This window comes from Streptomyces sp. NPDC005303, assembly GCF_040607335.1.
GTDB lineage: Bacteria > Actinomycetota > Actinomycetes > Streptomycetales > Streptomycetaceae > Streptomyces.
This window is the reverse complement of the sequence record NZ_JBEXGM010000041.1, coordinates 36,934-62,628: the sequence shown is the minus strand read 5'-3', so window position 1 is coordinate 62,628 and position 25,695 is coordinate 36,934. Positions and strand designations below refer to the sequence as shown.

The window sequence follows — 25,695 nt, the reverse complement described above, 5'->3', positions numbered from 1 at the left end:
GGGTGGGTGCAGTCAAGGCCTGCCCAGCTGCACCCACCGCTTTCAGGGGCGCGGGGAACTGCGCGAGAGGCCCCACCGGCCCGCAGCCGAAAGACTCACATCGCCGACGGATCCTGAGGCCCCCGCCCCGACAAGACCTCCCCGTACGCCTGCATCAGATCCGGAAGCCGAAGTGTCGACAAGTCGTCCCGGCTCAGCATTCCCGGATACGTCGACAACCGAAGATCCCGATACGCGCAGCTCTTCTCGTACAGCGTCCGCAGGAACCGTCCGTTGCCCAGCTCGTCGATCCACCCCTGTTCCACCACGTGTCCGGCGATGGAACGCAGCTCGTCCAGCGCCTCCTCGTCCCAGATGTCACCGTTGTCCGCCGCCAGCACCTCGCCGATGGAGGTGAGTTCGAGGGGGCGGTAGGACGGGAAGTCGACGCGGGTGGTGAAGCGGGACGACAGCCCGGGGTTGGCGGCCAGCAGCCGGTCCATGCCCTCCGGGTAGCCCGCCAGGATCACGACCAGGTGGTCCCGGTTGTCCTCGGCCCGCTTCAGCAGGACCTGGAGGGCCTCGTCGCCGTACGCGTCCCCTTTGCCGTAACCGGAGTTGGAGAGCGAATAGGCCTCGTCGACGAAGAGGACCCCGCCCAGCGCCGAGTCGATCAGTTCGTTCGCCTTGACCGCTGTCTGGCCGAGATACTCACCGACCAGATCGGCCCGCTGCGCCTCGACGAGATGGTCGCCGCCGAGCAGCCCGAGGGCGTAGAAGACGCGGCCCAGGATGCGGGCCACCGTGGTCTTGCCGGTACCGGAGGGCCCCGAGAAGACGAAGTGACGTTTGGGCGGCTGGACCGGCAGGCCCTGCCCGGCGCGCAGGCGGGCCATGTTCAACTGGGCGGACAGGGCCTTGACCTGGCGCTTCACGGGCTCCAGCCCCACCATGCGCTCCAGCTCGGTGAGCGCCTCCTCCAGTAAGACCGGATCGGTGGGCCCCGCGGGCAGCGGCTCCGCCCCCGCGCCGGACCTCTCTCGTCCGGCCGGGTCGGTCATCGAGGGCAGCGGACCGGTGGGCGGCGGCTCCGGATCGGAGAGCTTCAGCTCCCGCCCCTCGACGCCGAACAGCGGGTCGATACCGTCGGGCCCTTCCAGCATGTCCTGGCCGAACCCGGTGAGCGTGATCGCCGCGAGGTCGGCCGGGTCGTCGTACCCGTCGCCCTCGGCGATCGCGGCGAGCCGGGCCGAGGTGTCCATGAAGGCGGGGTCGACACGGTGCACCGCCCGGTAGAGGGGGAGCGCGGCGGCGGAGCGGCCCGTCCCCTCGTGCGCCCGGGCCAGCCAGTACCGCAGCTCCTTGCGCTGGGGCTGCTCGCTGCGACAGCGCATCAGGGCCGCCGAGAGCAGGGGTTCGGCCTGGCCGTACATCTCCAGGCGGACCCGGGCCATGCCCCCGAACAGGCCCGCCTCGATGCCGAGCATGGCGTCGTCGATCAGCGGGTCGGTGTGCCGGACCAGTTGTTCCCAGTCCTTGACGAGATAGGCGCGGCAGGCGTGCAGGAAGCGGACCTGGTGGTCGGTGTCCACCGGAGGCAGGCCCGCGAGGGCCCGGTCCAGCTCGGGGACATGGCGGCCGTCCAGCCAGTGCGAGGCGTGCGCGAGCAGCAGGTCACGCGGGCTCTCCAACACCGGCTGCACCCACCAGCCCAGCCAGTACCAGGAGTTGAGGGTGCGCCGGTGCCGCGCCCGCTGTTCGCCGAAGCGCTCGCGGTGCCGGAACATCCTGAGCAGCGCGGTCGTCGTGTCGACGCGCAGCGCGTGCAGTCCGAGCCAGCCGTCGGCCATCCCGGGATCGATCCGCACCGCGGCCCGGAACTCCTCCTCCGCCTGGGGATAGGCGCCCATCGTGTAGGCGTCCACCCCTCGCAGCCAGGCGAGGTCGGCCGGGGCCTCGGGGCCCTGCGTGCCGAAATCCATCACGTCCCCCACAAACCGTGCCCCCGTGGTTTCACCGCCGGGCCGACGCCCGGTGGCCGCCTTCGTCCAACCGCTGTGCCGCGGACCGGAGTTGCAACGGTGCGCAGAGCAGTAGTCCGTAGGCCGCACCGAGGGCATCGTACCTGCGGAGGTGTCGCCCGCCGTAGGGTGCCGCACAGGCCGTTTGGCGAGGTGGGAGCAGATGGGGCGCACCGCGGATGGTGACCGAGGGTGAGCGAACGGCGCCTCACGGCGTCCGGAAAACCCGGTAAGGGCAGAACGAAGCCCCCGATCACGGGGGAACAACCGGGGGCTTCGCGACTGCGGGCGGTCTCGAACGACCGCACATTGAGAACGTAAGACCTGTACGACCCCTCGGTCAAGCGGAGTTGGGCGACTCAGGCAAGTTCCTACCGGTGGGTCTTCACAGGTTCAACACATCGCCGCCGGACCGTCACCGTGTGTGACATCGTGGTCCGGTCCAACGGTACCGGCAGGCCCTGTGGTGATCGCGTACCCCTTCTGACACTGCCGTACCAAAAGGTCGGCGAAGGGCCTGGAGGGGTCTTCGGCGAAATGCCGTTGTTCCGCCGTGACCCATCCCTCCCAGAACTCCCGCTGTTCCGCCCCGTCCCGGGAGCGGCCGCGTGCCCAGGACTCCTCGCGGGGCAGCTCCATCCACAGCAGCCGCGCCAGGTGCGGTCTCAGCGCGCGCCGGCCGGCGCCGACCCCCTCCAGGAGGATCACCGGCGCGGGCGGCAGGGCGCGGGGCGGCCCGAAGCGGCGCGCGTGCCAGTCGTAGGGGGCATACTGCGCGGTCTCACCACGGCCGAGCGGGGTGATCACCTCGCTCAGCAGCCGGCCGGTCCAGTGGAACAGTTCGGCGTGGCTGGCGATGTCGTCCAGGTGCAGCACCGGCGCGCCGCCGAGGGCGTCGGCCAACTGCCCGGCGAACGTGGACTTTCCGGAACCGGCGTGCCCGTCGACGCCGATCAGACGGACCGGGCCGCAGGACGGCGGAAGTCGGCGGAGCCGGGAGGCGAGGTCGTGCACGGCGTTCCTGGGGGCGGACGGGCGGGGCGTGGCCAGTCTAGTGACGGTCGGCACCAGACGACGGAACCAAGGATTCCCAGGTCATGCCAGTGGACGAGACCAATATTCGTGGGCGTGGCACGGTCCGAAGTGCTGGCAGGACCATGCCGCCTCATCCATAGTTGGCCGCACGACCGTGCATTGGAACCGCCCCGACTCGGACACCTGGGGGTCTTCCCACCCATGAGCAGAGCCGAACAGCCGTCCCGCAGAACCGTTCTGGCCGTCGCGGTCGCCGCCGCGGTGGCAGGCGGCGCGGGTCCCGCGAACGCCGTCGGCGACACGGCCGCAGCGGAACCCGACGAGACCACCGCCCGCCTGGTCGACAACCACGCCTGGACCACGTACCGCGACTGGCGCAGCGGCACCGCCGACGGCACCCGTGCCGTCGCCGGCCGACGCCCCGGGGTCGTGATCGGCACCCCCGCGGGCACCACCGAGTACACCGACCCGCACACCCGGACCACCGCCACCTGGGAGTACACGACCTGGACCTCCCCGGTCCACGCACTCGCCGTGCCCTCGACCGAGGTGATCGCCTCCTGGAACGCCCGCACCCCGGCCGGCACCTGGATCCAGATCGAGCTCCAGGGGACGTACTCCGACGGCACGGCCACTCCCTGGTACGTGATGGGCCGCTGGGCGGCCGGTGACGGGGACATCAAGCGGACCTCGGTCGACGACCAGACCGACGGCAAGAGCACGATCTGGACGGACACCTTCGCCATCGACGACCCGTCGACCGGGCTGCGCCTGTCGTCGTACCGGCTGCGGCTGACCCTGTACCGCAAGCCCGGCGCGAAGAACACGCCGACCGTGTGGCGGCTCGGCGCGATGGGCTCGGACGTCCCGGACCGCTTCACCGTCCCGGCCTCCACGCCCGGTCCCGCCCGGGAGCTGATCGTCCCGCGCTACTCGCAGGAGATCCACAAGGGCCAGTACCCGGAGTACGACAACGGCGGCGAGGCATGGTGCAGCCCCACCTCCTCGCAGATGATCATCGAGTACTGGGGCGGCAGGCTCACCAAGGAGCAGCTGGCCTGGGTCGAACCGTCGTACGCCGACCCGCAGGTCTGCCACGCGGCTCGGTACACCTACGACTACCAGTACGAGGGCTGCGGCAACTGGCCGTTCAACGCGGCCTACGCGGCCACCTTCAAGGACCTCCAGGGCGTGGTGACCCGGCTCGGCTCGCTCACCGACCTGGAGAGGCTGATCGCGGCCGGTATCCCGGCCATAACGTCCCAGTCGTTCCTCAAGGAGGAGCTCACCGGGGCCGGTTACGGCACCTCGGGCCACCTGATGACGGTGATCGGCTTCACCACCGACGGCGATGTGATCGCCAACGACCCGGCCTCGCCGGGCGACGAGGCGGTGCGGCGCGTCTACAAGCGGCGGGAGTGGGAGAACATCTGGCTGCGCACCAAGCGGTACAACGCCAGTGGCAAGGTCGTCTCCGGCACCGGAGGCGTCTGCTATCTGTACTTCCCGGTCTGTCCGACCCCGCGCCAGCGCAGGGCGCTCGCGGCGGTGGGCGTGCGCTGAGGCGCCCCGCGACGGCCCCCGGCGTCCGTCGGGGGCCGTCGCGCTGTGACCAAGGTCTCGGCCGCAAAAGCGACCGAGAGTGGCAAGGTGGACGGATCGGCGGGGGGATCCGACCAGTACTCCGAGATCAGCGAGACGCCATGACCGCACACTCTGCCACCGCCGCCCGCACCCGTACCGGCGGCCCCGAGGACCACGGTCCGAAGATCCTCGAACATGTCGCGGGCTGGGCCCTCGTCGCGGTGATCGCGATGCTCGTCACGCAGCTCGGCCTGCTGTGACCTGATCCACAGGTGACCTGACATACTGCGCATGTCCCGCCGCCAGCCCGAGACCAGGGTCGAAATTTGAATATCAGTGATCAGCGTGAAGCCGCCCGGCCGCGGGCTCGCGGCACCGAGCGCTCGGTTGCGCGCCGCGCCGAACTCATCGCCATCGGGCGGAAGTTGTTCGCGGACACGTCCTACGACGCGCTCTCCATGGACGACATCGCCAAGCAGGCGCATGTCGCCAAGGGGCTGATCTACTACTACTTCCAGTCCAAGCGGGGCTACTACCTGGCGATCATCCAGGACTCCGTCGCCGACCTGGTCACCTACGCGGCGAGCGGCCTGGAGATGGAGCAGGTGGACCGCGTCCACCGCACCCTGGACAGCTATCTGCGGTACGCCGAACACAACCAGGCGGCCTACCGCACCGTCGTCAGCGGCGGTGTCGGTTTCGACGCCGAGGTGCACGCCATCCGGGACGGGGTGCGTGAGGCGATCGTCGCGACCATCGCCGAAGGGGCGTACGGCCGTTCCGACATCTCCCCGCTGGCCCGCATGGGCCTGCTCGCCTGGGTGTGCAGTGTCGAGGGTGCCACCCTCGCCTGGATCGACGGCCCGCCCCAGCTCTCCCGCGACACCATGCGCGACCTCCTGGTGAAGACGCTCGGTGCCTCGATGCGCGCCATCGAGGAGCTGGACCCCACGCACCCGGCCCCGGACCCGGCCCGCCGCGACATGTGACGGCCGCAGGGGTTGGGGCGGAGGCTCGTGGTCCCCCGCCCCAAGTCCTGCTCGGAATCGGTCAGTTGATCGCCCTGATCAGCTCTCCGCCCGAGGTGTCCCCGCTCAGCTCCCAGAAGAAGGTGCCGCCCAGGCCCTGCTGGTTCTTGTACGTCATCTTCGTCGCGATCGTCGCGGGGGTGTCGTAACTCCACCAGTTGTTCCCGCACTTGGCGTACGCCGTGCCGCCCACGGTCCCCGTCGCCGGGCACTTGGTCTTGAGCACCTTGTAGTCCTCGATGCCCTGCTCGTAGGTGCCCGCCGCCGGACCCGTCGCGGTGCCGCCGGGCGCCGCCTGGGTGACGCCGGTCCAGCCGCGGCCGTAGAAGCCGATGCCGATCAGCAGCTTCGAGGCCGGGATGCCGAGGCCCCTGAGCTTGGCGATGGTCGCAGACGTGTAGTAACCCGCCCTGGGGATGCCGGAGTAGGAGTTCAGCGGCGAGTGCGGGGCCGTCGGTCCTGCCGCGTCCCAGGCGCCGAAGTAGTCGTACGTCATCGGGTTGTACCAGTCGACGTACTGGGCCGCACCCGCGTAGTTCGCGGCGTCGATCTTTCCGCCGGCCGTCGCGTCCGCGGTGATCGCGGCGGTGACCAGCGAACCGCTCCCGAACTTCGAACGCAGCGCCGCCATCAGGTTCTTGAACGCCTCCCTGCCGCTGGTGTCACAGGTGTTGCCGCAGGCGTTCGGGTACTCCCAGTCGATGTCGATGCCGTCGAAGACGTCGGCCCACTTGGAGTTCTCGACCAGGTCGTAGCAGGACTGCGCGAAGGCTGCGGGGTTGCGGGCGGCCTCGCCGAAACCGCTCGACCAGGTCCAGCCGCCGAAGGACCAGAGGACCTTCAGGCCCGGGTGCTTCTTCTTCAGCTCGCGCAGCTGGTTGAAGTTGCCCCGCAGCGGCTGGTCCCAGGTGTCGGCGACGCCGTCCACGGACTCGGCCGCGGTGTAGGTCCGGTCGGTGGCCGCGTAGGCGTCTCCCATGGCGCACTTGCCGCCGGTGACGTTGCCGAAGGCGTAGTTGATGTGGGTCAGCTTCGCCGCCGAACCGGAGGTCTCGATGTTCTTGACGTAGTACTTGCGGTCGTAGGTGCCCCATTCGGTGAAGTAGCCGACGACCTTGGAGCCGGCCGCCTTCACCTGCGGAGTCCCGGGGCTCGCGGTGGCGCTGCTCGCACCGGCCAGCAGGCCCGCGCCGAGGACCGCGCAGCACGCGGCGGAGATCAGCGCCCGGAAGCGGGCGCGGTGGGGAAGGTGCATCGGTGTCTCCTCGTGGGGGAGAGGGGAACGCCAGCCGATTGGCATGAACGCGATGAAGCGCTGCCGGAAGAGTAGGAGGACTAGACCACCCGGTCAATGGTTCGGACCAATCCCGGGTCGATTCGAGGCGGGTTGTCGGTGGCCTGAGATATCTTGAAGTAAGCGGTCGTTAACCAGTGACCGGGTGTCTCCTTTCGGGCATACTCACAGGGCGCAGCCGCTGGTCAGCAGCTTCCGTGACCCGGGAGACGCGAGCAGCGACCAGCGCCCAGTGAGACCTGCGGAGCCGCCCCACCCCACGGCGTGCGCCCGCCAGCGCCCTACAGGGAGGAGAGCGTCGCCATGCCCGACCGCGCCCCGCAGCCGGTGGACCGGCAACTGCCCACGGATGAGGCCCGGGACCTGATCTCGCTCGTCCGCGACATCGCGCAGCGCGAGATCGCCCCCCAGGCGGCCGAGGAGGAGGACGCCGGGCACTTCCCGCGCGAGGTCTTCACCCTGCTCTCCCGGACCGGACTGCTCGGCCTGCCGTACGACTCCGAGCACGGCGGCGCCGACCAGCCGTACGAGGTCTACCTCCAGGTTCTCGAGGAGCTCGCCGCGGCCCGCCTCACCGTCGGCCTCGGTGTCAGCGTGCACACCCTCGCCTCCTACGCGCTCGCCACCTACGGCACCAAGGAACAGCAGGTCGAGCACCTGCCCGCGATGCTCGGCGGCGGACTGCTCGGCGCCTACTGCCTCTCCGAGCCCTCGTCCGGCTCGGACGCGGCCTCGCTGCGCACCAGAGCGGTCCGGGACGGCGACGAGTGGGTGATCACGGGTACCAAGGCCTGGATCACCCACGGCGGGGTCGCCGACTTCTACACCGTCATGGCGCGCACCGGCGAGGAGGGCCCGCGCGGGATCACCGCGTTCCTGGTGCCCGCCGACGCGGACGGCGTGAGCGCGGCGGTGCCGGAGAAGAAGATGGGCATGAAGGGCTCGCCCACCGCCCAGGTCCACTTCGACGGGGTGCGCGTCCCGGACGCGCGGCGCGTCGGCGACGAGGGGCAGGGCTTCGCGATCGCCCTGTCCGCGCTCGACTCGGGGCGGCTCGGCATCGCGGCCTGCGCGATCGGAGTGGCGCAGGCCGCCCTCGACGAGGCGGTCGGCTATGCGACCGGGCGACAGCAGTTCGGGCGGCCCATCGCCGACTTCCAGGGGCTGCGCTTCATGCTCGCCGACATGGCGACCCAGATCGAGGCCGGCCGGGCGCTGTACCTCGCGGCGGCGCGGCTGCGCGACGCCGGACGGCCCTTCGCCAAGCAGGCGGCCATGGCCAAGCTGCACTGCACCGACACCGCGATGAAGGTCACCACCGACGCCGTCCAGGTCCTGGGCGGCTACGGCTACACCGCGGACTTCCCGGCCGAACGGTACATGCGCGAGGCCAAGGTCCTCCAGATCGTCGAGGGCACCAACCAGATCCAGCGGATGGTCATCGCCCGTCACCTAGCGGGTCCGGAGACCCGCTGAACTGACCCGGTCTGACCTGTGGTGCCGCGAGCCGTACCCACTCCGGGTCGTGGCGCCCCGGCAGAGTGCGGCCGCCACTCGCCCAGGTGCGCATCAGGTCCCGGTAGATGGGCGGGTCCTGGAGCGGCGGCGGGGCCGGTCGGAAGGGGAACGGGGTCGGCGGAACCGATTCTGCGACCGGTGCATACGTACGGTTCATACCGGGGCAACGCGGAAGTCGCCGACCGGGTCACCGGTGTCCGCAATCGAGCGTGAGTTCACGGACGTCCGGCGGGAACGTCTGGCCGACCCTGCAGCGTCCGAGTTCGAACGCCCGCCGCGTGACGTCGTGTTGAGCTGCGAGGCGGCGCCTCGCACCACCGCCAGGACGGGGTGTCGTGCGAGGCAACCCGCCACGGTCGGGCTGTTGGCTCGCACGCGTGACCAAGTCCCCATGAAGGGAGCCGAGTTCCCGCTGAAGGGACTCTGGCAGCCCTGACAGCGGCGGTACCGGCAATCCCGGACACGCTGATCTGCACCACGGCACGCTGCGAGCCATGGCGCAGGGCAGCTACGGGGGTTGAGCGGGACGGCTCAGGCGGCGGCCTGGCGGCGCATCACCGGCACGCGCATGGGGCGCGAACCCGGGCCGCCGACGTGCGAGAACGGCTGGGTCCGCCAGTCGAGCCCCTGCGGGAGCGTCAACAGCAGGGCCGTGTCCTGCTCCTGGGGCTCCGCCGACTCGTCCGCCGACCGGGCCTCGGAGGCCCTGCGACCCGTACCGGCGCAGACCGTGAGGCCGAACGGATTCCAAGGCGAGGCGCACAGCGCGTGCTCCGGCAGCACCTCCTCGTCCGCCAGCAGGGCGATGGGCTGCGCGCAGTCCGGGCAGATCACCCGGTACATCTCGAAGGTGTCGTACGCGTCGAACTCCTCGTCGAGAGCGTCGCGTTCGACACCCTCCGGCTCGGACTCGACAACCGCCTGGAGGCGCTTGGGCGCGGTACGACCAGGACGCTGAAGACTCTGCATTGGGTTCTCCCCCTCGGGCTGGGCCGTGAAGGCACTGCGGCCTCGACCACAGCAAGCACTTCCCGTCCCGTCGTGGCGGTAATCACGAGACCATCACGGAGGCCCTCGCGGAGGTGTGGCCTTCGTCACATGCCGCTCGCAGATGCCCCTGGCGGTCGCTTTGTCCCGCACGCGGCTCACCGGTACCTGCCCGTCACATCACGAACCGGCCATGACCTGGGGCACTCAGGTATCCGAGGAGATCAGGCGCACTGTAGGTTCTTGCGCCATGGAGGAGCTGGACCGACAAATCGTGCAGCTGCTCGTCAAGGACGGGCGGATGAGTTACACGGACCTGGGCAAGGCCACGGGCCTGTCCACCTCGGCCGTGCACCAGCGGGTGCGACGGCTGGAGCAGCGCGGAGTCATCCGCGGGTACGCCGCGGTGGTCGACCCCGAGGCGGTGGGCCTGCCCATGACCGCCTTCATCTCGGTGAAACCGTTCGACCCCAGCGCCCCCGACGACATCGCGGACCGCCTGAAGGGCGTCCCCGAGATCGAGGCGTGCCACAGCGTGGCGGGCGACGAGAACTACATCCTGAAGGTGCGGGTGGCGACTCCGCACGAGCTGGAGGAACTGCTGGCGCGCCTGAGGTCGCTCGCGGGCGTCTCGACGCGCACGACGGTGGTGCTGTCGACCCCGTACGAGGCACGGCCGCCGCGCATCTGAACGGACGGGGACCGGTGCCCTTCAGGGGTGCGGGGAACCGCGCGACCAGCCCCACGGGACCGGCACCCGGCACGGCGACCCGCACCCTCGCGGCGCGAGGCCTCCTGCGAAACTGTCCCTCATGAGCGAACCGAACACCGTCCTCCTCCGCCGCGGCGAGGTCCACAGCCCCGCCGACCCCTTCGCCACCGCGATGGTCGTCGAACGGGGACAGGTGGCCTGGGTCGGTTCCGAAGGCGCCGCCGACGCCTTCGCGGACGGTGTCGACGAAGTCGTGGACCTGGACGGCGCTCTGGTCACCCCCGCGTTCACCGACGCACATGTGCACACGACCGCCACCGGCCTCGCCCTCACCGGCCTCGACCTCTCCGAGGCCCCCTCCCTGGACGCGGCCCTGCGCCTCGTACGGGACTTCGCGACCGCCCGCCCGGACGACCGCGTGCTCCTCGGCCACGGCTGGGACGCCGCCCGCTGGCCCGGCGGCCGCCCGCCCACGCGCGCGGAACTCGACGAGGCGACCGGTGGCCGGCCCCTGTACCTCAGCCGTATCGACGTCCACTCGGCGGTCGCGACGACGGCACTCCTCGACCTGACGTCCCTGGGCCCCGTGGACGGTCCCCTGACCGCCGACGCCCACCACACCGTGCGCGCCACGGCACTCGGTTCCGTCACACCCGCCCAGCGCGTCGAGGCCCAGCGCGCCGCCCTCGCCCACGCCGCCGCCCTCGGCATCGGCACCGTTCACGAATGCGCAGGCCCCGAGATCTCCTCCGAGGACGACTTCACGGGGCTGCTGCAGCTGGCGGGCGAGGAGCCCGGTCCGAGGGTCGTCGGCTACTGGGCCGAGCAGGACGTCGACAAGGCGCGTGAGCTCGGTGCGCTCGGCGCCGCCGGAGATCTCTTCGTCGACGGCGCCCTCGGCTCCCACACCGCATGTCTGCACGAGCCGTACACCGACGCCGACCACACCGGCCGCGCCTACCTGGACGCCGCCGCCGTGGCCGCCCATGTCATCGCGTGCACCGAGGCAGGCCTCCAGGCCGGCTTCCACGCGATCGGCGACGCGGCGGTCACCGCGGTGGTCGACGGCGTCCGCACCGCCGCGGAGAAACTCGGCCTCGCCCGCGTCCGTGCCGCCCGGCACCGCGTCGAGCACGTCGAGATGCTCTCCCCCGAGGCCATCGCGGCCTTCGCCGAGCTCGGTCTGACCGCGTCCGTCCAGCCCGCCTTCGACGCCCTGTGGGGCGGCGAGGACGGCATGTACGCCCGGCGCCTGGGACGGGAGCGGGCGAGCCGTCTGAACCCCTTCGCGGCCCTCCTGCGCGCCGGTGTCCCACTGGCCTTCGGCTCCGACAGCCCCGTCACCCCTCTCGACCCGTGGGGCACGGTCCGCGCGGCCGCCTTCCACCAGACCCCCGAGCACCGCGTCTCCGTGCGCGCGGCCTTCACCGCGCACACCCGCGGCGGCTGGCGGGCGGTCGGCCGGGACGACGCGGGCGTCCTGGTGCCCGGCGCCCCCGCCGACTACGCGGTGTGGCGCACCGGCGAGCTGGTCGTGCAGGCCCCCGACGACCGGGTCGCCCGCTGGTCCACCGACCCCCGCTCCGGCACCCCCGGCCTGCCCGATCTCACGCCGGGCCGTGACCTGCCCGTCTGTCTGCGCACCGTGGTCGGCGGACGGACGGTCTTCGTACGGCCGGGCGAGTGATCTGTGGGGGTGGCGCGGTGACGATCGCCCGCCGCCCCGCTGTCGCGCGACCTGCGCATCCTCCGGCCTGACCAGGGCGTTGGCGGAAGAAGTGCAGGTCAAACGACTGTTGACAGCCGACGGCAGGGGGCCGGTAGGTTCGGCCGGGTCCACCACCGGACGCCCGACCGGGGAACCTTCGCCCAGTCGTCGCAGCGCCGCTGGGTCAGGGACGGTGTGCCGCACCGGAACACCGCCACTGGGAGCCAGGCTCAGCGCTCGCGCCACGGCGAGGGAACGTTCCGTCCGGTCGGGGAGGTGTGACCCGGGTGGGGCCCGGGCGTTCAGTAGACAACGGCTTTCGGTCGACCCGCAGCCAGCGGGCCCCAGGTCGGCCCGAAGGGCGCCGGGCCCCCATCCGCAGCGAGGGCGACAATTCCGCCAATATGGCCGAAACTCTTATTCTTACCCCGCTCTTGCGGAAACGACACCAGCATACGAACGCCTTGTCACGTCATCGCAGGCCGTGCGCACTATGGTGGACGCCTGCGCATTGACTCGAAGGGGCAGCAGTGAACGACGGTGACGGCACCCACCCGGGCCAGGAGAGGCGATTCGGCCCGCTCGGCACGGCGTTGGTGATCATTCCGACCTACAACGAGGCGGAGAACATCAAGGCCATCGTCGGCCGGGTGCGCAGGGCCGTCCCGGAGGCGCACGTCCTCGTGGCCGACGACAACAGCCCCGACGGCACCGGCAAGCTCGCCGACGAACTGGCCGTCGAGGACGACCAGGTCCAGATCCTGCACCGCAAGGGCAAGGAGGGCCTCGGCGCCGCCTATCTCGCCGGCTTCCACTGGGGCCTGGAGCACGGCTACGGCGTCCTGGTCGAGATGGACGCCGACGGCTCCCACCAGCCCGAGGAACTGCCCCGCCTGCTGACCGCCCTCAAGAGCGCCGACCTGGTCCTCGGCTCCCGCTGGGTGGCCGGCGGCCGGGTCGTGAACTGGCCCAGGTCCCGCGAGTTCATCTCCCGCGGCGGCAGCCTCTACTCGCGCGTCGCCCTCGATCTTCCCCTCCGTGACATCACGGGCGGCTACCGCGCCTTCCGCCGCGAGACCCTCGAAGGTCTCGGCCTCGACGACGTCGCCTCCCAGGGCTACTGCTTCCAGGTCGACCTGGCCCGCCGCGCGGTCAAGGCCGGCTACCACGTCGTCGAGGTGCCGATCACCTTCGTCGAGCGTGAACTCGGCCACTCCAAGATGAGCCGCGACATCCTCGTGGAGGCCCTGTGGCGGGTCACCACCTGGGGCGTGGGGGAGCGGGTCGGCCGGATCACGGCGCGGAAGAAGCGCGCACAGCCGTAGTCCTACGACCGCACAGGCGTGGTTGATCGTCCCCTTATGCCGCGTTGAGCCGCGCCCAGGCACACTGGACGCATGACGACAGGCACTCCGACCCCCACGTACCCCGCCCGGCCCCGCCGCTCCCGTACGCGCACCTTCCTGCCGCTGGGCCTCGCCGCCTGGCTGGTGCTGGAGATCTGGCTGCTGACCGTGGTCGCGGGGGCGGCGAGCGGGTTCGCGGTGTTCCTCCTGCTGGTAGCGGGTTTCGTGCTCGGCTCGGTGGTCATCAAGCGGGCCGGCCGCCGCGCCTTCCAGAACCTGAACGAGGCGCTCCAGCGGGGCGGTGCCCCGTCGAACTCCGGCAGCGGTGGCAACGGCCTGATGATGCTGGGCGGCCTGCTCCTGATGATCCCCGGCCTGCTCTCCGACGCGGTGGGCCTGCTCCTGCTGATCCCACCGGTCCAGAAGGCCGTCGGCCGCTACGCCGAGCGCACGTTCGACCGCAAGCTGCGCGAGGCGGGCCCGGGCACCCTGGGCGACGCGTTCCAGCAGGCCCGTATGCAGCGCCCGGACGGCAAGGTGGTCCAGGGCGAGGTGATCGTCCGGGACGAGCCGGGCGACGACAGCCCGCAGGGTCCGCGTCCGCCGCTCACCCGCTGAGCCGGGGGAGCCGGCCGCGGGCAGCCGCGGACAGCACAAACCGCGGGCGCGGTACGTGAATCACGTACCGCGCCCGCGGTTACTTGTTGCGCTGTGTTCCCGCTCAGGCCGACTTGCGGCTGTCCCGGGGATGAACAGCGATGTTCATCGCGCCGGAACGCAGAACCGCCAGACGCTCCTCGAGGACCTCTTCGAGTTCCTCTCGGGTGCGTCGCTCCATCAGCATGTCCCAATGTGTACGCGCGGGCTTGGCCTTCTTCTCTTCAGGGCCGTCGCCGTCCACGAGGAGTGCCTGGGCCCCGCAGACCTTGCACTCCCACTCCGGCGGAATCTCCGCCTCGACCGAGAAGGGCATCTCGAAGCGATGTCCCTTCTCGCATGCGTACTCCACGGCCTGGCGCGGGGCCAGGTCGATGCCGCGGTCCGTCTCGTAGCTGGTCACCACGAGGCGCGTGCCGCGAAGAGCTCGCTCACTCATGAATCGTGCCTCCCGGGCTTGTCGCCCACAGGACAGGTGTCGCTGTCGTCGTCATACCGGTCAACGTCCGGTCGGCGGTAAAGATTCCCGTTCCGGGTCCCGTCCCGGGCAATGCGTCGCCGTCGTAGCCGCCCCTTGTTGTACCCACCAGCGCCCGGTTTGTCACATCTGCTAGCAGATGTCACCCAGCGTTTCAGTATGTTTGACGCGCAGTAACGGTACGCCTGGCAGGCCAAACGCGTACACTACAGCGCTTTGGTGTTGAACGCTAAATCCTTTCGGGTACGGGATTGCCCGCGTCACTGATCGCCCGCCGCACCGGAACCCGTGCGAGCAGGGCGAACCCGATGACGAAGAAGGCCACCAGCGAGATGATCGCGTCCCGATAACTTCCCGTCAGCTGGTAGGTGATCCCGAACAACAGCGGGCCCAGCCAGCTCATCCCGCGGTCGCTCATCTCGTACGCCGAGAAGTACTCGGCCTCCTTGCCGGGCGGGACGAGATGGGAGAACAGGGAGCGGGACAGGGCCTGGCTGCCGCCGAGGACGAGCCCGATACCGGCGGCCAGGACGAAGAACCACCCGGGCGCGCCGGCGGGCAGGAAGAACCCGGCCCCCAGGACGACCGCCCAGGCGACCAGCGAGCCGAGGATCGTGCGCTTGGCGCCGTAGGTCCGCGCGAGCCGGCCGAGGGCCAGCGCTCCCGCCACCGCCAGCACCTGGACCAGGAGCACGGCCGCGATGAGCGTCGACTGGCCGAGATCCAGTTCCTCGGAGCCGTAGACCGACGCCTGGGAGATCACGGTCTGGATACCGTCGTTGTAGATCAGGTAAGCCAGCAGGAAGGCGAGCGTGAGCGGGTGGCGGCGCATGTCGCGGACGGTGGCGGCGAGCTGCCGGAAGCCGGGGGCCGTGGACTGCCTGGTGGCAGAGCGCCGGTCGCGCAGCCGGCGTAGCGGAATCAGTGTGAAGGCGCCCCACCACAGCCCGGCCGAGGCCAGGCAGATGCGGACCGCCGCGCTCTCGGAGAGGCCGAAGGAGGCGTGGCCCATGTAGAGAACGAGGTTCGCGACCAGCACCAGGGCGCCCGCCGCGTAGCCGAAGGCCCAGCCCTTGGAGGAGACGGCGTCCCGCTCCTCGGGCAGAGCGATCTGCGGGAGGTAGGAGTTGTAGAGCATCGTCCCGACGGACTGCGCCGCGTTCGCGACGATCAGGAGGACGCCGCCGAGGAGATAGCGGTCGCCGCCGAGGAAGAACATGCCGGTCGTCGCTGCGGCCCCGGTGTACGCGGCGGCGGCCAGGAGGGGTTTCTTCCGGCCGCTGCGGTCGGCGGCGGCCAGGAGGGGCATCACCAGCACGGCCACGATCACCGACAGGGACACCGAGTAGGCGAAGAAGGAACCCGCGCGCACCGGGATGCCCAGCGGATGGACATAACCGTCGGCGTCCGCCGCGTTCTTGGCGACCGACGTCAGATAGGGGCCCAGGAACACGGTGAGCACGCTCGTCGAGTAGACGGAGCACGCCCAGTCGTAGAAGTACCAGCCGCGTTGTTCACGCCGCCGGCCGGCGGTCTCGTCGGCCACGCCCGCCCGCACGGTGTCGGTGCCCACCCGTGCCCTCGCTTCCCCGTGAAGTGCCGTGCGCGGACCGGGGAACGGGCGGGTCGGACGTGGGTCAGACCCAGACGCCCCGGTCCTCCATGACCTTGCGCAGTGTGTCGATGTGATCGGTCATGATGCCATCGACTCCCAGGTCCAGAAGCCGGTGCATGCGATCGGGCTCGTTGATGGTCCACACGTGCACCTGCAGCCCGCGCGCGTGGGCGGCGCGCACGAAGCGGTGGTCGACCACCTGGATGCCGGACTGGGCTTCCGGCACCTGGGCGGCGACCGCCGAGCGGCGCAGCGCCGCCGGGACTCCCCATGAGCGCAGCCGGAGGTTGAGCACGCCCCGGGTGCCGTACGACGTCGCCAGACGCGGTCCGGCAAGCCGCTGGGCACGCATCACCCGCGCCTCGGAGAAAGAACCGACGCAGATGCGGTCCCAGGTGTCGGTGCGCTCGACGAGGTCCAGAAGCGGCTGAAGGGCCGATTCCGCCTTGAGGTCGACGTTCCAGCGGGCGTCGGGGAAGGTCTCCAGGAGCTCCTCGAACAGCGGCACCGGCTCCTTGCCCGCCACACGCGCGTGCCGTACCTCCGCCCAGGGCAACTCCGCTATCCGGCCCGCCCCGTCGGTCACCCGGTCCAGGGTCTCGTCGTGGAAGGCGACGAGCCTGCCGTCCGTCGTGGCGTGGACGTCGGTCTCCAGGTACCGGTAGCCCGCCTCGACCGCCCGCCCGAACTGGAACGCGGTGTTCTCCAGGCCGTCCGCCGCCCCGCCCCGGTGGGCGAAGGGGATGGGACCGGGATGGTCGAGGTAGGGGTGGCGTATCCGCGAGGTCACGGACGCAGTATCGCTCCCCGCGGTTGCCCGCCGGCAACGACCGTGCTGCCGTCGGATGCCCGGGGAACGGCGAACACGCGCAGGAAGACCTGGGCGAGCGGGCCGATGGACACCGCGTAGAGGACGGTTCCGGCGCCGATGGTGCCGCCGAGCACGAACCCCGTGACCACGACGGCCACCTCGACCGCGGTCCGCATGAGCCGGATCGAGTGTCCCGTGCGCCGGTGCAGCCCGGTCATCAGGCCGTCCCTGGGGCCCGGGCCGAAGCTGGCCGCGATGTAGAGACCGGTGGCCGCGCCGTTGAGCACGATCCCGGTCACCACGAGCGGGATCCGTACGGCGAGACCGTGCATGTCGGGGATCGCGGCGAGGGTGACGTCCATGGCGATGCCGACCACGAAGACGTTGGAGACCGTGCCGAGGCCCGGCCGCTGGCGCAGCGGGATCCACAGGAGCAGCACCGCCGCGCCCACGATGATCGACACGACACCGATCGACAGACCCGTCAGCTCGGCGAGGCCCTGGTGCAGCACGCCCCAGGGCTCCAGGCCGAGGCCCGCCTCGACGAGCAGCGCGGAGCTGGCCCCGTACAGCGCGAGTCCGACGTACAACTGGATCAACCGTCGTCCGAGACGGCTCTGCGTGGACAAAGTGGGATCCCCTGTGGTGGTAGTGGCCTGACGCATGACACCCTGTGGCTTGGGATGACACGCCATCCATGGCCAATTCGGGGAAGGTGGACTGATTTCAGTGGCGCAGTGGACCTCGGCGGTGGGTGCGGCGCAGCTCGCCCGGCTGCTCAACTCGCAGCAGGACCGGCCGGCCGGTCCCGGCACGCGCCGCCCGCCGGCCTACCGGGCGCTCGCCGACGGCATTCGCCTGCTGGTCCTGGAGGGCCGCGTTCCGGTCGCAGCCCGGCTGCCCGCGGAACGGGAGCTGGCCCTTTCCCTGTCCGTCAGTCGTACGACGGTGGCGGCGGCCTACGAGGCACTGCGGGCCGAGGGATTCCTGGAGTCCCGGCGCGGCGCGGGCAGCTGGACGGCCGTACCCGCCGGGAACCCGCTCCCCGCGCGCGGTCTCGAACCGCTCCCGCCCGAGGCCCTCGGTTCGATGATCGACCTGGGCTGCGCGGCACTGCCCGCCCCCGAGCCATGGCTGACCCGTGCGGTGCAGGGCGCCCTGGAGGAGCTGCCGCCGTACGCCCACACGCACGGGGACTACCCGGCCGGACTTCCGGCTCTGCGCGCGATGATCGCCGAGCGGTACACCGCGCGCGGGATCCCGACGATGCCCGAGCAGATCATGGTCACGACCGGGGCGATGGGCGCGATCGACGCGATCTGTCACCTCTTCGGGGGCCGGGGCGAGCGCATCGCGGTGGAGTCCCCGTCCTACGCGAACATCCTGCAGTTGATGCGGGAGGCGGGCGCCCGGCTCGTGCCCGTCGCGATGGCGGAGGGGCTGACCGGCTGGGACATCGACCGCTGGCGTCAGGTGCTGCGGGACGCGGCGCCGCGGATCGCCTATGTCGTCGCCGATTTCCACAACCCGACCGGTGCGCTGGCCGGCGAGGACCAGCGGCGGCAGCTGGTGGAGGCGGCGCGGTCCGCGGGGACCGTGCTGGTGGCGGACGAGACGATGACCGAGCTGTGGCTGGACGAGGACGTCTCGATGCCGCGGCCGGTGTGCGCCTTCGACCCGGCCGGGTCCACCGTGGTCACCGTCGGCTCCGCCAGCAAGGCGTTCTGGGCGGGGATGCGGATCGGGTGGGTCCGGGGGGCACCGGACGTGATCCGCAGTCTGGTCGCCGCGCGGGCCTACGCCGACCTCGGGACGCCGGTCCTTGAGCAGCTCGCCGTGAACTGGCTGTTCAGCACCGGGGGGTGGGAGCAGGCGGTCGAGCTCCGGCGCGGGCAGGCCCGGGAGAACCGGGACGCGCTGGTGGCGGCACTGCGCAAGGAACTGCCTTCCTGGGAATTCGAGGTACCGCAGGGCGGCCTGACCTTGTGGGTGCGGGCCGGGGGCCTGTCCGGGTCGCGGTTGGCGGAGGTCGGCGAGCGCGTGGGCGTACGGGTGCCGTCCGGGCCGCGGTTCGGGGTCGACGGGGCCTTCGAGGGGTATGTGCGGCTGCCGTTCACGGTTGGGGGCGCGGTGGCAGACGAGGCTGCGGCACGCCTGGCCGCTGCGGCGCGGGTCGTGGAGAGCGGGGGGTCCGGGGCGGGGGAGTCGCCTCGTACGTTCGTGGCCTGACTCGGCATCGGGCCTGGTCAGGGGGTCGGGGAACCGCGCGAGCAGCCCCCACCGGCCCGCAGCCGCCCCACCGGCGGCATCCCTACGGCGCCTCCGCGACCACCGCTTCCGAGGGGACCGACTCCGCATCGGCCGGAGTCGTCCGCTCCGGCAGCAACGCCAGCACCGCCTGCCGGTCCGTCTCGCTGGTCGCGTCGTCGTACGGGTCCGGAGTCGCGGGCACCTGGAGGCGATGTACGGGCCCCGTCCCGAGGCGGGCGTAGCCGCGGCCCGGCGGAACCTGGGCCACCGGGGTGGTGTGCGGAGGCGCCCCCAGGACGGCCTCCAACTGGTCCGGGGTCGCGGACCCGAGCACGACACGCGCGCGCGTGTGCTGTCGTACCGGATCGCTCAGCGCCTCCGAGCTGTCGAACTGGTCGGCCACCACCACCGTGACATTCGCCGCACGCCCGTGCCGCAGGGGGACCTGGAGCAGGGACTGCGGATCCTTGCGGCCGTCCGCGGCGGCCAGGTGGGTGAAGGCGCTGGGACGGTCCAGGAGGATCCACAGCGGACGCTTGGTGTCCTCGGGCGGCGGATGGCCGGCCTGCCGGGCACGGTTGGTCGCGATCAGGCGGCGCTCCGTCTCGGTCGCCGCCCACTCCAGGCTCGCCGTCGCTCCGGCCAGCCCGCACTCGACCGCGAGGACCCCGTCCCGCCCGGTCAGGCACGCGTACTCGCCGGTGGCGCCGCCGTCGACGATGACGACGTCGCCGTACTGAAGGGCCTGGAGCGCGATCGAACGCAGCAGGGTGGAGGTGCCGCTGCCCGGCTGGCCCATGACCAGCAGGTGCGGCTCGGTGGAGCGGATGCCGGTGCGCCAGACGACCGGCGGGACGTCGCGCTGCCCGTCGCCGTAGCCGAGCGGGAGGGTGCGCTGGACCTGGGTGGGGTCGGTGAAGCCGAGGACCGTCTCGCCCGGGGCCGTGACGAAACGCTGGGCGGCGATGTCGGTGGGCAGTGGGGCGAGGACGGTGACCGTGAGTTCGTTGCCCTCCTCGTCCCAGGTGAAGTGGTACTCGCGGCCGCGGCCCGACTTGGCGTGCAGCAGCTGCTCGATGCGGGCCCGGGACTCGGCCTCGCCGTCGGTGAAGTACGCCGGGTAGTGGATCAGCAGGTGGGTGATGCGGCCGGTGCTGTCGAAGTCGTACGCGGGGAAGGCCTTCTCCCACTCGCCGCCGTGCGTGTACAGCGGGGCCGGGTCCTCGGCCGCGGAGAAGTACGGGACGAGTGCTTCGTACAGCGACTGGAGGCGCTGGGTCTGCGACTCGTCGGGTCCGTCGGGCTCCGACGGCTTGCGGTCCCGGCCATGCCAGGCTGCCGCCGCCATCAGGCTGATGACGGCGAGCAGCGGGCCGTACGGAACGAGTGCCACGACCAGGACCACCGAGGCCACCAGGAACAGCAGCGGTCCGCGCCTGTCCTTGGGGGCCTCCGCCCACCTGCGCCGCCCGGCCGAGGCCAGTCGGCGCATCCCGCGGGTGATCGTGATCAGCGGGTGGAGGACGTCGGTGGCGCTGTCTGCCGCCGTCCGGGCCAGCTCCCGGCTCCGGGCGATCTGCGCGCTGCCAGTGCTCAGGATGCGGGGGAGGGGGCGGCGGGCCACTGCTGTCTCCTGGAGGTGCGTACGGACGGGAGGGGCGGCGTCAGAACTTGATGCCGCCGAGGAGGCTCGCCAGGCTCTCGCCGCCGGCCTTGATGCTCGGTGCGATGGCCGTGCTGGCCAGGTAGAAGCCGAACAACGCCGAGATCAGGGCGTGTGAGGCCTTGAGCCCGTCCTTGCGGAAGAAGATGAAGACGACGATGCCGAGCAGTACGACACCCGAGATGGAGAGGATCATTGTGGTGCTCCTGGTTCGTGGGGACAGTCACCATGAGTACTTCCAGCATCACAGCATGTATCCATACGACAAAAGGTGCAAATGAATGAATTTCTCGCGATTTCACTTGGTTGGTGGAGCCGTGGTGATCTGCGCCTCGGCACTTCGGGTCATCCGCCGCCCGAGCCAGTACCCTTGCGATTCACCTGAACGGTTGTATGAGAGGCGGTCCGGCCGATGACTGAAGCCCCCGACCCCGAGGTCGTGGAGCTGGCGACCAAGATCTTCGATCTGGCCCGGCAGGGGCAGACCGAGGCGCTCGTGGCGTACGTCGACGCGGGTGTTCCGGCAGGCCTCACCAACGACCGCGGGGACTCACTCGTGATGCTCGCCGCCTACCACGGTCACGCGGACGCGGTGCGCGCGCTCGTCGCCCGCGGGGCGGCGGCCGGCGGGGTCAACGACCGGGGGCAGACGCCCCTCGCCGGAGCTGTCTTCAAGGGCTCCGCGGACGTCATCGAGGCACTGCTGGCATGCGGCGCCGATCCGGCCGAGGGCACTCCCTCGGCGCTCGACACGGCCCGGATGTTCGGCAGGACGGAACTGCTCGAGTTGTTCGCCGCACACTGATCCGCATGTTCTGACCAGCGAAGACACAGACAACGGGGGAGGCGGTACAAGGCCGCCGAAATTTCGGTCGCGGTAGATGGAAGTGCCGAGTCATCATGACGTCGTGGTTCACGGACGTGATGGCAGGGCAGGTGATGCCGCACCGCGCGGACCGTGACACGGTCCGCATGGGCCACCGACGAGAGGCAGAGGAAGATGGCTTACAGCAAGCAGGAAACGGCGGGCGCCCCGACGTGTTGTCACGCGGCCAGGTAATGCAGGTCCCCGGTTGCGTCGACGCTTGATGTGAGGCTGTTTCCCATGTTCGATCCGGTCATAGCGCCCAGCGGTACGCTGCTCGGCCTGCTCCAGCGGGGCCGCGGCGACGGCACACTGCACGCGCTCACCGCCCCGCGCGCCGAGGCGCTCGCGGCCCTCAACCACTGCGTGCTGCGCGATCCCCGCCACGACTGGCAGGTGGAGAACCGCTCGCTGTACTACGCCCGTCTCTTCCTCGACCTCAACGGCGAACTGGACGAGATCGAGGCACACCTCTTCGAGGTGGACGACGTCTTCGACACCGAGGAGTCACGCACGGGCCTCGCCCTCGCCGTCCTCGGCCACCTCGCCTCCTACGGCAGGCGCGACGCGCTCGAACTGCTGCGCAGGTACGCCGCCTCCGGCTCCAACTGGGCCTGGGCGCTGGACGAACTGGCGCTGCGGGACGACGACGCCGGTCTGCGCGCCCTGGCCGCGCCCGTGCTCGCACGCTTCGGGACCGATCCCGAGGGCGAGGCCGAGCTCGCCGCCGCGGTCCGCGACGCCTTCGAGCCGAGGCCATGGCGGCTGTGGGCCGACGATCCTCGTGAATCCGTCTCCACACGCGTGCGTGCCGCTCAGGAGGCCGGCTGTTTCGACCGCTGGCAACGCCAGATGCGACCCGCCGGACCCCGCCCGGGCTGGAGCGTGCAGGCCGTCTTCGAATGGGCCCAGCAGGGCATCGAGCGCGGCGCCGCGCTCCATGTGCCGGCCGCCCGCTGTCTGGCCGCCGTCGCCGGGCCCGAGGACCGGCCGGAGATCCTGGTGGCCGCCAAGGACGGCACCGACGGGGCGCGGTCAGCCGCGCTGCGTTATCTCGCCGACAGCAATGATCCGGACGCCTTCGATCTGATCGAGTTGGCCGTGGCCACCGGCTCACCGACCGTGGTGGAGGCCGCCCTCGACTCGTTCGAACGGATGCGCAGTATCGGCGCCGTGGACCGCGCGCGTGGCTGGGCCCGCCGCCCCGATCAGCTGGGCGCCGCCGCCGGACGCATGCTCGCCTGCCTGGGCGGAGCCCAGGACCGGGACCTCGTGCTCGCGGCCCTCCGGGAGGCCGTACGGGGCGAAGGCCCCGACGCGCCGACCCTGTGGACCCTCGTCGACGGCACCGGACGCCTCGGCATCGCCTGCGCCGCGCCCGTGCTGCGCCACATCTACCGGGAGACCGCCTCCTCCCACCTCCGCGGCCGCGCCGCCCGCGCGCTCGCCGCCACCGACCCCTCCTTCGCCACCGGATTCGCCGTCGAGTGCCTCTGGGACTGCGAGGAGACCACCCGCGAGATCGCCGCCCGGCACGCCGAGACCGGCGACGCCCGGGTCGTCGAGCGACTGCGCCGACTGGCCGCCGACCCGGCCGAGGAGGCCGAGGTCCAGACGGCCGTCCGCAGCCGTATCGGACCGGACACCGCAGCCATGTGAAACCACCCTCGGGTGTGAACCTTCGGGCCCTGTCACACCCGCCCGGTGAACTCGGGATGACCCGCGGGTCAGGTCGGCATGGACACGGCCTGACCTGCTCGGGTGTGCAGCGCAACGCTCACGGGACGTTCATCGTTCGCAAAGATCCACGTTGACGTGGCCACGTCCGGCGCGGCGAGAACACCCCTATGCGTGTCGTCATAGTGACCGAATCCTTTCCCCCCGATGTGAACGGCGTGGCCCACTGCGCGCTCCAGACCGCCCGGCACCTCGTAGATCGCGGTCACCTCCCGCTCGTCGTCGCGCCGGCCACCGCGTCCGGCCCCGGGCCCGGCGTGGACGCCCTCGCGCCGTGCCCCGTCGTCCGTGTCCCCTCCCTCCCGCTCCCGGGCTACCCCCAGGTCCGCGTCGCCCTCCCCAGCAGGCGGGTGGCCGCGGCGATCGCCGAGCACCGCGCCGACGTCGTCCACCTGGCCAGCCCCTTCGTCCTCGGCGTCCGCGGCATGGCCGCCGCCGCCCGGCTCGGCGTCCCCGCCGTGGCCGTCTACCAGACCGACCTCGCCGGATACGCCCGCACCTACGTGCACGCGGGAGAAGCCGCCGCCTGGCGCCGTATCCGCTCCGTCCACGCCGCCGCCGACCTCACCCTCGCCCCCTCCAGCGCCTCCCTGCACGACCTGGCGGCGCACGGCGTGCCCCGGGTCAAGCTGTGGCCGCGCGGCGTGGACACCGTCCGATTCAGCCCCGACCTGCGCGACGAGGCACTGCGCCGCCGGCTCGCCCCGAACGGCGAGACGATCGTCGGCTACGTCGGACGCCTCGCACCCGAGAAGCACATCGAACTGCTGGCCGACGCCTGCCACCTGCAGGACGTCAAGGTCGTCGTGGTCGGCGACGGGCCGAGCCGGCCCTCGCTGGAGGAAGCCCTGCCCGGAGCGGTCTTCCTCGGCCGCCGCACGGGCGACGAACTGGCGCGGATCTTCGCCTCCTTCGACGTCTTCGCGCACACCGGTCCCTTCGAGACCTTCTGCCAGACCGTGCAGGAGGCCATGGCGAGCGGTGTGCCGGTCGTCGCGCCCGCCGCCGGAGGTCCACTGGACCTGGTCGCCCACGGGCGCACCGGTTTCCTCGTCCCACCGCGCGACCCGGCCGCCGTACGGGACGCGGTGCGGTCCCTGGCCGCCGACCCCGAGATGCGTGCCTCGTTCGGGGTCGCCGCCCGGGCCATGGTCGAGGGCCGCACCTGGGCGGCCGTCGGCGACCAGCTGATCGGGCACTACGCCGCCGTGCTGACCGGTCGCAAGACGGCGGTGGCGGCATGAGCGGGCAGTCGCTGCGGATCGTCCGTCTCGCCAACTTCGTCGCTCCCGCCTCGGGCGGCCTGCGCACCGCCCTGCGCGAGCTCGGCAAGGGCTATCAGAGGGCCGGGCACGAGTCGGTGCTCATCGTGCCCGGCGGCCGCGCGAGCGACCGCCGTACCGAGCAGGGACGGATCATCACCCTGCCCGGCCCGCTGCTGCCCGGCACCGGCGGCTACCGCGTCCTCGCCGACAAGCAGCGCGTGTCCCGGCTCCTGGAGGAGCTCGCTCCCGACCGCCTGGAGGTCTCCGACCGTACGACCCTCAGGTGGACCGGCAAGTGGGCCCGGCGTGCCCGCGTCCCCGCCGTGATGGTCTCCCACGAGACCGCCGACGGCGTCCTGCGCACCTGGGGCCTGCCGGAGGGCGCGGCCCGGCGTGCCGCCGACGCCCTCAACGTCCGTACGGCGCACACGTACGCGCGCGTGGTGTGCACCACCGAGTTCGCCGAGCGGGAGTTCGTGCGGATCGGCGCCCGCAATGTCGTACGGGCCCCGCTGGGCGTCGATCTGGTCGAGCGGCGCCCGGCACTGCGCGACGCGGGACTGCGGGCCCGGTATGCGCGCGAGGACGAGACACTCCTCGTGACGTGCACCCGGCTGTCCGTCGAGAAGCGGCCCAGCACGGCGCTGGACGCTCTGGAGTCCCTGGTACGCCGGGGTCGGCGGGCGGTGCTCGTGGTGGCCGGAGACGGGCCGCTGCGGCCTCGCCTCGAACAGCGGGCGCGGGAGCGCGGGCTGCCGGTGACCTTCCTCGGGCACGTCTCCGACCGCGGACTCCTCGGGGCCCTCCAGGCGTCCGCCGACGTGTGCCTGGCCCCTGGGCCGGCCGAGACCTTCGGACTGGCCGCGCTGGAGGCCATGGCGTGCGGCACGCCGGTGGTGGTGAGCGCCTCCTCCGCGCTGCCGGAGGTCATCGGACCCGCGGGGGCCGTCGCCGCCGATCGCGGGGAGGCCTTCGCGGACGCCGTGGACATGCTGTTGGAAGTCTCCGAGGCCGAGCGGCGCGAGATCGCACGCGCGCGTGCGGAGTGCTTCGGGTGGGACACGGCAGTCCGGGCGTTCCTCGCCGCGCACGACGCCGAGGTCTTCGTACCGGGCTCCGTGCCGGGAGTCGTGGCATGAGCA

At 71.4% G+C, this 25,695-nt stretch carries 24 protein-coding genes; 13 read left to right on the top strand and 11 right to left on the bottom strand.

All coding sequences use genetic code 11. The annotated features are described in order from the left end of the window. Positions 1-95 precede the first annotated feature (95 nt). Together ABZT93_RS35920 and ABZT93_RS35915 are read right to left on the bottom strand one after the other, a co-directional pair. Positions 96-1,961, bottom strand: a complete 1,866-nt coding sequence (locus ABZT93_RS35920; protein ID WP_356112584.1) for an AAA family ATPase — start codon at positions 1,959-1,961, stop codon at positions 96-98. Positions 1,962-2,393: 432 nt separating this feature from the next. Next, complete coding sequence (locus ABZT93_RS35915) at positions 2,394-3,014, bottom strand: hypothetical protein (RefSeq protein ID WP_356112588.1); 621 nt, start codon at positions 3,012-3,014, stop codon at positions 2,394-2,396. Positions 3,015-3,236: 222 nt separating this feature from the next. On the opposite strand from ABZT93_RS35915, the gene ABZT93_RS35910 reads away from it, so the two are divergent. The 3 genes from ABZT93_RS35910 to ABZT93_RS35900 all read left to right on the top strand — a co-directional run bounded on the left by ABZT93_RS35910 (position 3,237) and on the right by ABZT93_RS35900 (position 5,608). Beyond that, positions 3,237-4,598, top strand: coding sequence for a peptidase C39 family protein (locus tag ABZT93_RS35910; protein ID WP_356112582.1), 1,362 nt, complete (start codon positions 3,237-3,239; stop codon positions 4,596-4,598). Between the two features lie 140 nt (positions 4,599-4,738). Then, entirely contained in the window at positions 4,739-4,879 is a 141-nt protein-coding gene (locus ABZT93_RS35905) for an SCO1431 family membrane protein (RefSeq protein WP_356112580.1), read from the top strand. 66 nt (positions 4,880-4,945) lie between these two features. Then, positions 4,946-5,608, top strand: coding sequence for a helix-turn-helix domain-containing protein (locus ABZT93_RS35900; protein WP_356112579.1), 663 nt, complete (start codon positions 4,946-4,948; stop codon positions 5,606-5,608). Positions 5,609-5,669: 61 nt separating this feature from the next. Here the strand turns inward: ABZT93_RS35900 and ABZT93_RS35895 are convergent, their stop codons facing one another. Continuing rightward, positions 5,670-6,902 (bottom strand): glycoside hydrolase family 18 protein, encoded by a 1,233-nt coding sequence (locus tag ABZT93_RS35895; RefSeq protein ID WP_356112577.1) that lies wholly within the window; start codon positions 6,900-6,902, stop codon positions 5,670-5,672. A gap of 342 nt (positions 6,903-7,244) precedes the next feature. On the opposite strand from ABZT93_RS35895, the gene ABZT93_RS35890 reads away from it, so the two are divergent. Continuing rightward, the gene (locus ABZT93_RS35890) at positions 7,245-8,417 is read left to right on the top strand and encodes an acyl-CoA dehydrogenase (RefSeq protein ID WP_356112575.1); all 1,173 of its coding nucleotides are present in this window, start codon (positions 7,245-7,247) and stop codon (positions 8,415-8,417) included. Here the strand turns inward: ABZT93_RS35890 and ABZT93_RS35885 are convergent. Together ABZT93_RS35885 and ABZT93_RS35880 are read right to left on the bottom strand one after the other, a co-directional pair. Beyond that, the gene (locus ABZT93_RS35885) at positions 8,380-8,616 is read right to left on the bottom strand and encodes a hypothetical protein (RefSeq protein ID WP_356112574.1); all 237 of its coding nucleotides are present in this window, start codon (positions 8,614-8,616) and stop codon (positions 8,380-8,382) included. The two genes, ABZT93_RS35890 and ABZT93_RS35885, sit on opposite strands and share 38 nt — an antisense overlap. A 374-nt stretch (positions 8,617-8,990) precedes the next feature. Further along, the gene (locus ABZT93_RS35880; protein ID WP_356112572.1) at positions 8,991-9,428 is read right to left on the bottom strand and encodes a hypothetical protein; all 438 of its coding nucleotides are present in this window, start codon (positions 9,426-9,428) and stop codon (positions 8,991-8,993) included. A gap of 268 nt (positions 9,429-9,696) precedes the next feature. On the opposite strand from ABZT93_RS35880, the gene ABZT93_RS35875 reads away from it, so the two are divergent. The 4 genes from ABZT93_RS35875 (at position 9,697) to fxsA (ending at position 13,830) form a co-directional block, all read left to right on the top strand. Beyond that, positions 9,697-10,137: an Lrp/AsnC family transcriptional regulator gene (locus tag ABZT93_RS35875; RefSeq protein WP_037714765.1), complete on the top strand. Its 441-nt coding sequence runs from the start codon at positions 9,697-9,699 to the stop codon at positions 10,135-10,137. 121 nt (positions 10,138-10,258) lie between these two features. After that, entirely contained in the window at positions 10,259-11,845 is a 1,587-nt protein-coding gene (locus tag ABZT93_RS35870; protein WP_356112570.1) for an amidohydrolase, read from the top strand. Between the two features lie 551 nt (positions 11,846-12,396). After that, positions 12,397-13,191: a polyprenol monophosphomannose synthase gene (locus ABZT93_RS35865; RefSeq protein ID WP_356112569.1), complete on the top strand. Its 795-nt coding sequence runs from the start codon at positions 12,397-12,399 to the stop codon at positions 13,189-13,191. A 72-nt stretch (positions 13,192-13,263) separates the two neighbouring features. Continuing rightward, positions 13,264-13,830: an FxsA family membrane protein gene (fxsA, locus tag ABZT93_RS35860; protein WP_356112567.1), complete on the top strand. Its 567-nt coding sequence runs from the start codon at positions 13,264-13,266 to the stop codon at positions 13,828-13,830. A 103-nt stretch (positions 13,831-13,933) separates the two neighbouring features. On the opposite strand, the gene ABZT93_RS35855 is transcribed toward fxsA, so the two are convergent. The 4 genes from ABZT93_RS35855 to ABZT93_RS35840 all read right to left on the bottom strand — a co-directional run bounded on the left by ABZT93_RS35855 (position 13,934) and on the right by ABZT93_RS35840 (position 17,438). Continuing rightward, positions 13,934-14,308, bottom strand: coding sequence for an RNA polymerase-binding protein RbpA (locus tag ABZT93_RS35855; protein ID WP_003977404.1), 375 nt, complete (start codon positions 14,306-14,308; stop codon positions 13,934-13,936). A 268-nt stretch (positions 14,309-14,576) separates the two neighbouring features. Continuing rightward, on the bottom strand, positions 14,577-15,920 hold the full coding sequence (locus ABZT93_RS35850; RefSeq protein WP_356112565.1) for an MFS transporter: 1,344 nt from the start codon (positions 15,918-15,920) through the stop codon (positions 14,577-14,579). A gap of 64 nt (positions 15,921-15,984) precedes the next feature. After that, positions 15,985-16,752, bottom strand: a complete 768-nt coding sequence (locus tag ABZT93_RS35845; RefSeq protein ID WP_356112563.1) for a glycerophosphodiester phosphodiesterase — start codon at positions 16,750-16,752, stop codon at positions 15,985-15,987. Beyond that, the gene (locus tag ABZT93_RS35840; protein WP_356112562.1) at positions 16,749-17,438 is read right to left on the bottom strand and encodes a hypothetical protein; all 690 of its coding nucleotides are present in this window, start codon (positions 17,436-17,438) and stop codon (positions 16,749-16,751) included. The genes ABZT93_RS35845 and ABZT93_RS35840 overlap by 4 nt, the downstream gene beginning before the upstream one ends. Positions 17,439-17,502: 64 nt before the next feature. Here ABZT93_RS35840 and ABZT93_RS35835 point away from each other — a divergent pair, with 64 nt between their 5' ends. Then, positions 17,503-19,002 (top strand): PLP-dependent aminotransferase family protein, encoded by a 1,500-nt coding sequence (locus ABZT93_RS35835; protein ID WP_356112560.1) that lies wholly within the window; start codon positions 17,503-17,505, stop codon positions 19,000-19,002. Between the two features lie 82 nt (positions 19,003-19,084). Here ABZT93_RS35835 and ABZT93_RS35830 read toward each other — a convergent pair whose 3' ends face one another. Continuing rightward, positions 19,085-20,647, bottom strand: coding sequence for an ATP-binding protein (locus ABZT93_RS35830; RefSeq protein WP_356112559.1), 1,563 nt, complete (start codon positions 20,645-20,647; stop codon positions 19,085-19,087). Between the two features lie 40 nt (positions 20,648-20,687). Beyond that, positions 20,688-20,882: a hypothetical protein gene (locus ABZT93_RS35825; protein WP_007380617.1), complete on the bottom strand. Its 195-nt coding sequence runs from the start codon at positions 20,880-20,882 to the stop codon at positions 20,688-20,690. A 216-nt stretch (positions 20,883-21,098) separates the two neighbouring features. Here ABZT93_RS35825 and ABZT93_RS35820 point away from each other — a divergent pair, with 216 nt between their 5' ends. From ABZT93_RS35820 to ABZT93_RS35805, 4 genes are all read left to right on the top strand, one after another. Next, positions 21,099-21,491 (top strand): ankyrin repeat domain-containing protein, encoded by a 393-nt coding sequence (locus tag ABZT93_RS35820; RefSeq protein WP_356112557.1) that lies wholly within the window; start codon positions 21,099-21,101, stop codon positions 21,489-21,491. A 300-nt stretch (positions 21,492-21,791) separates the two neighbouring features. After that, entirely contained in the window at positions 21,792-23,210 is a 1,419-nt protein-coding gene (locus tag ABZT93_RS35815; RefSeq protein ID WP_356112555.1) for a HEAT repeat domain-containing protein, read from the top strand. Between the two features lie 188 nt (positions 23,211-23,398). Beyond that, entirely contained in the window at positions 23,399-24,532 is a 1,134-nt protein-coding gene (locus ABZT93_RS35810; RefSeq protein WP_356112553.1) for a glycosyltransferase family 1 protein, read from the top strand. After that, a complete protein-coding gene (locus tag ABZT93_RS35805; protein ID WP_356112551.1) occupies positions 24,529-25,692 on the top strand; it encodes a glycosyltransferase in 1,164 nt (387 codons plus the stop codon). The genes ABZT93_RS35810 and ABZT93_RS35805 overlap by 4 nt, the downstream gene beginning before the upstream one ends. Positions 25,693-25,695 lie beyond the last annotated feature (3 nt).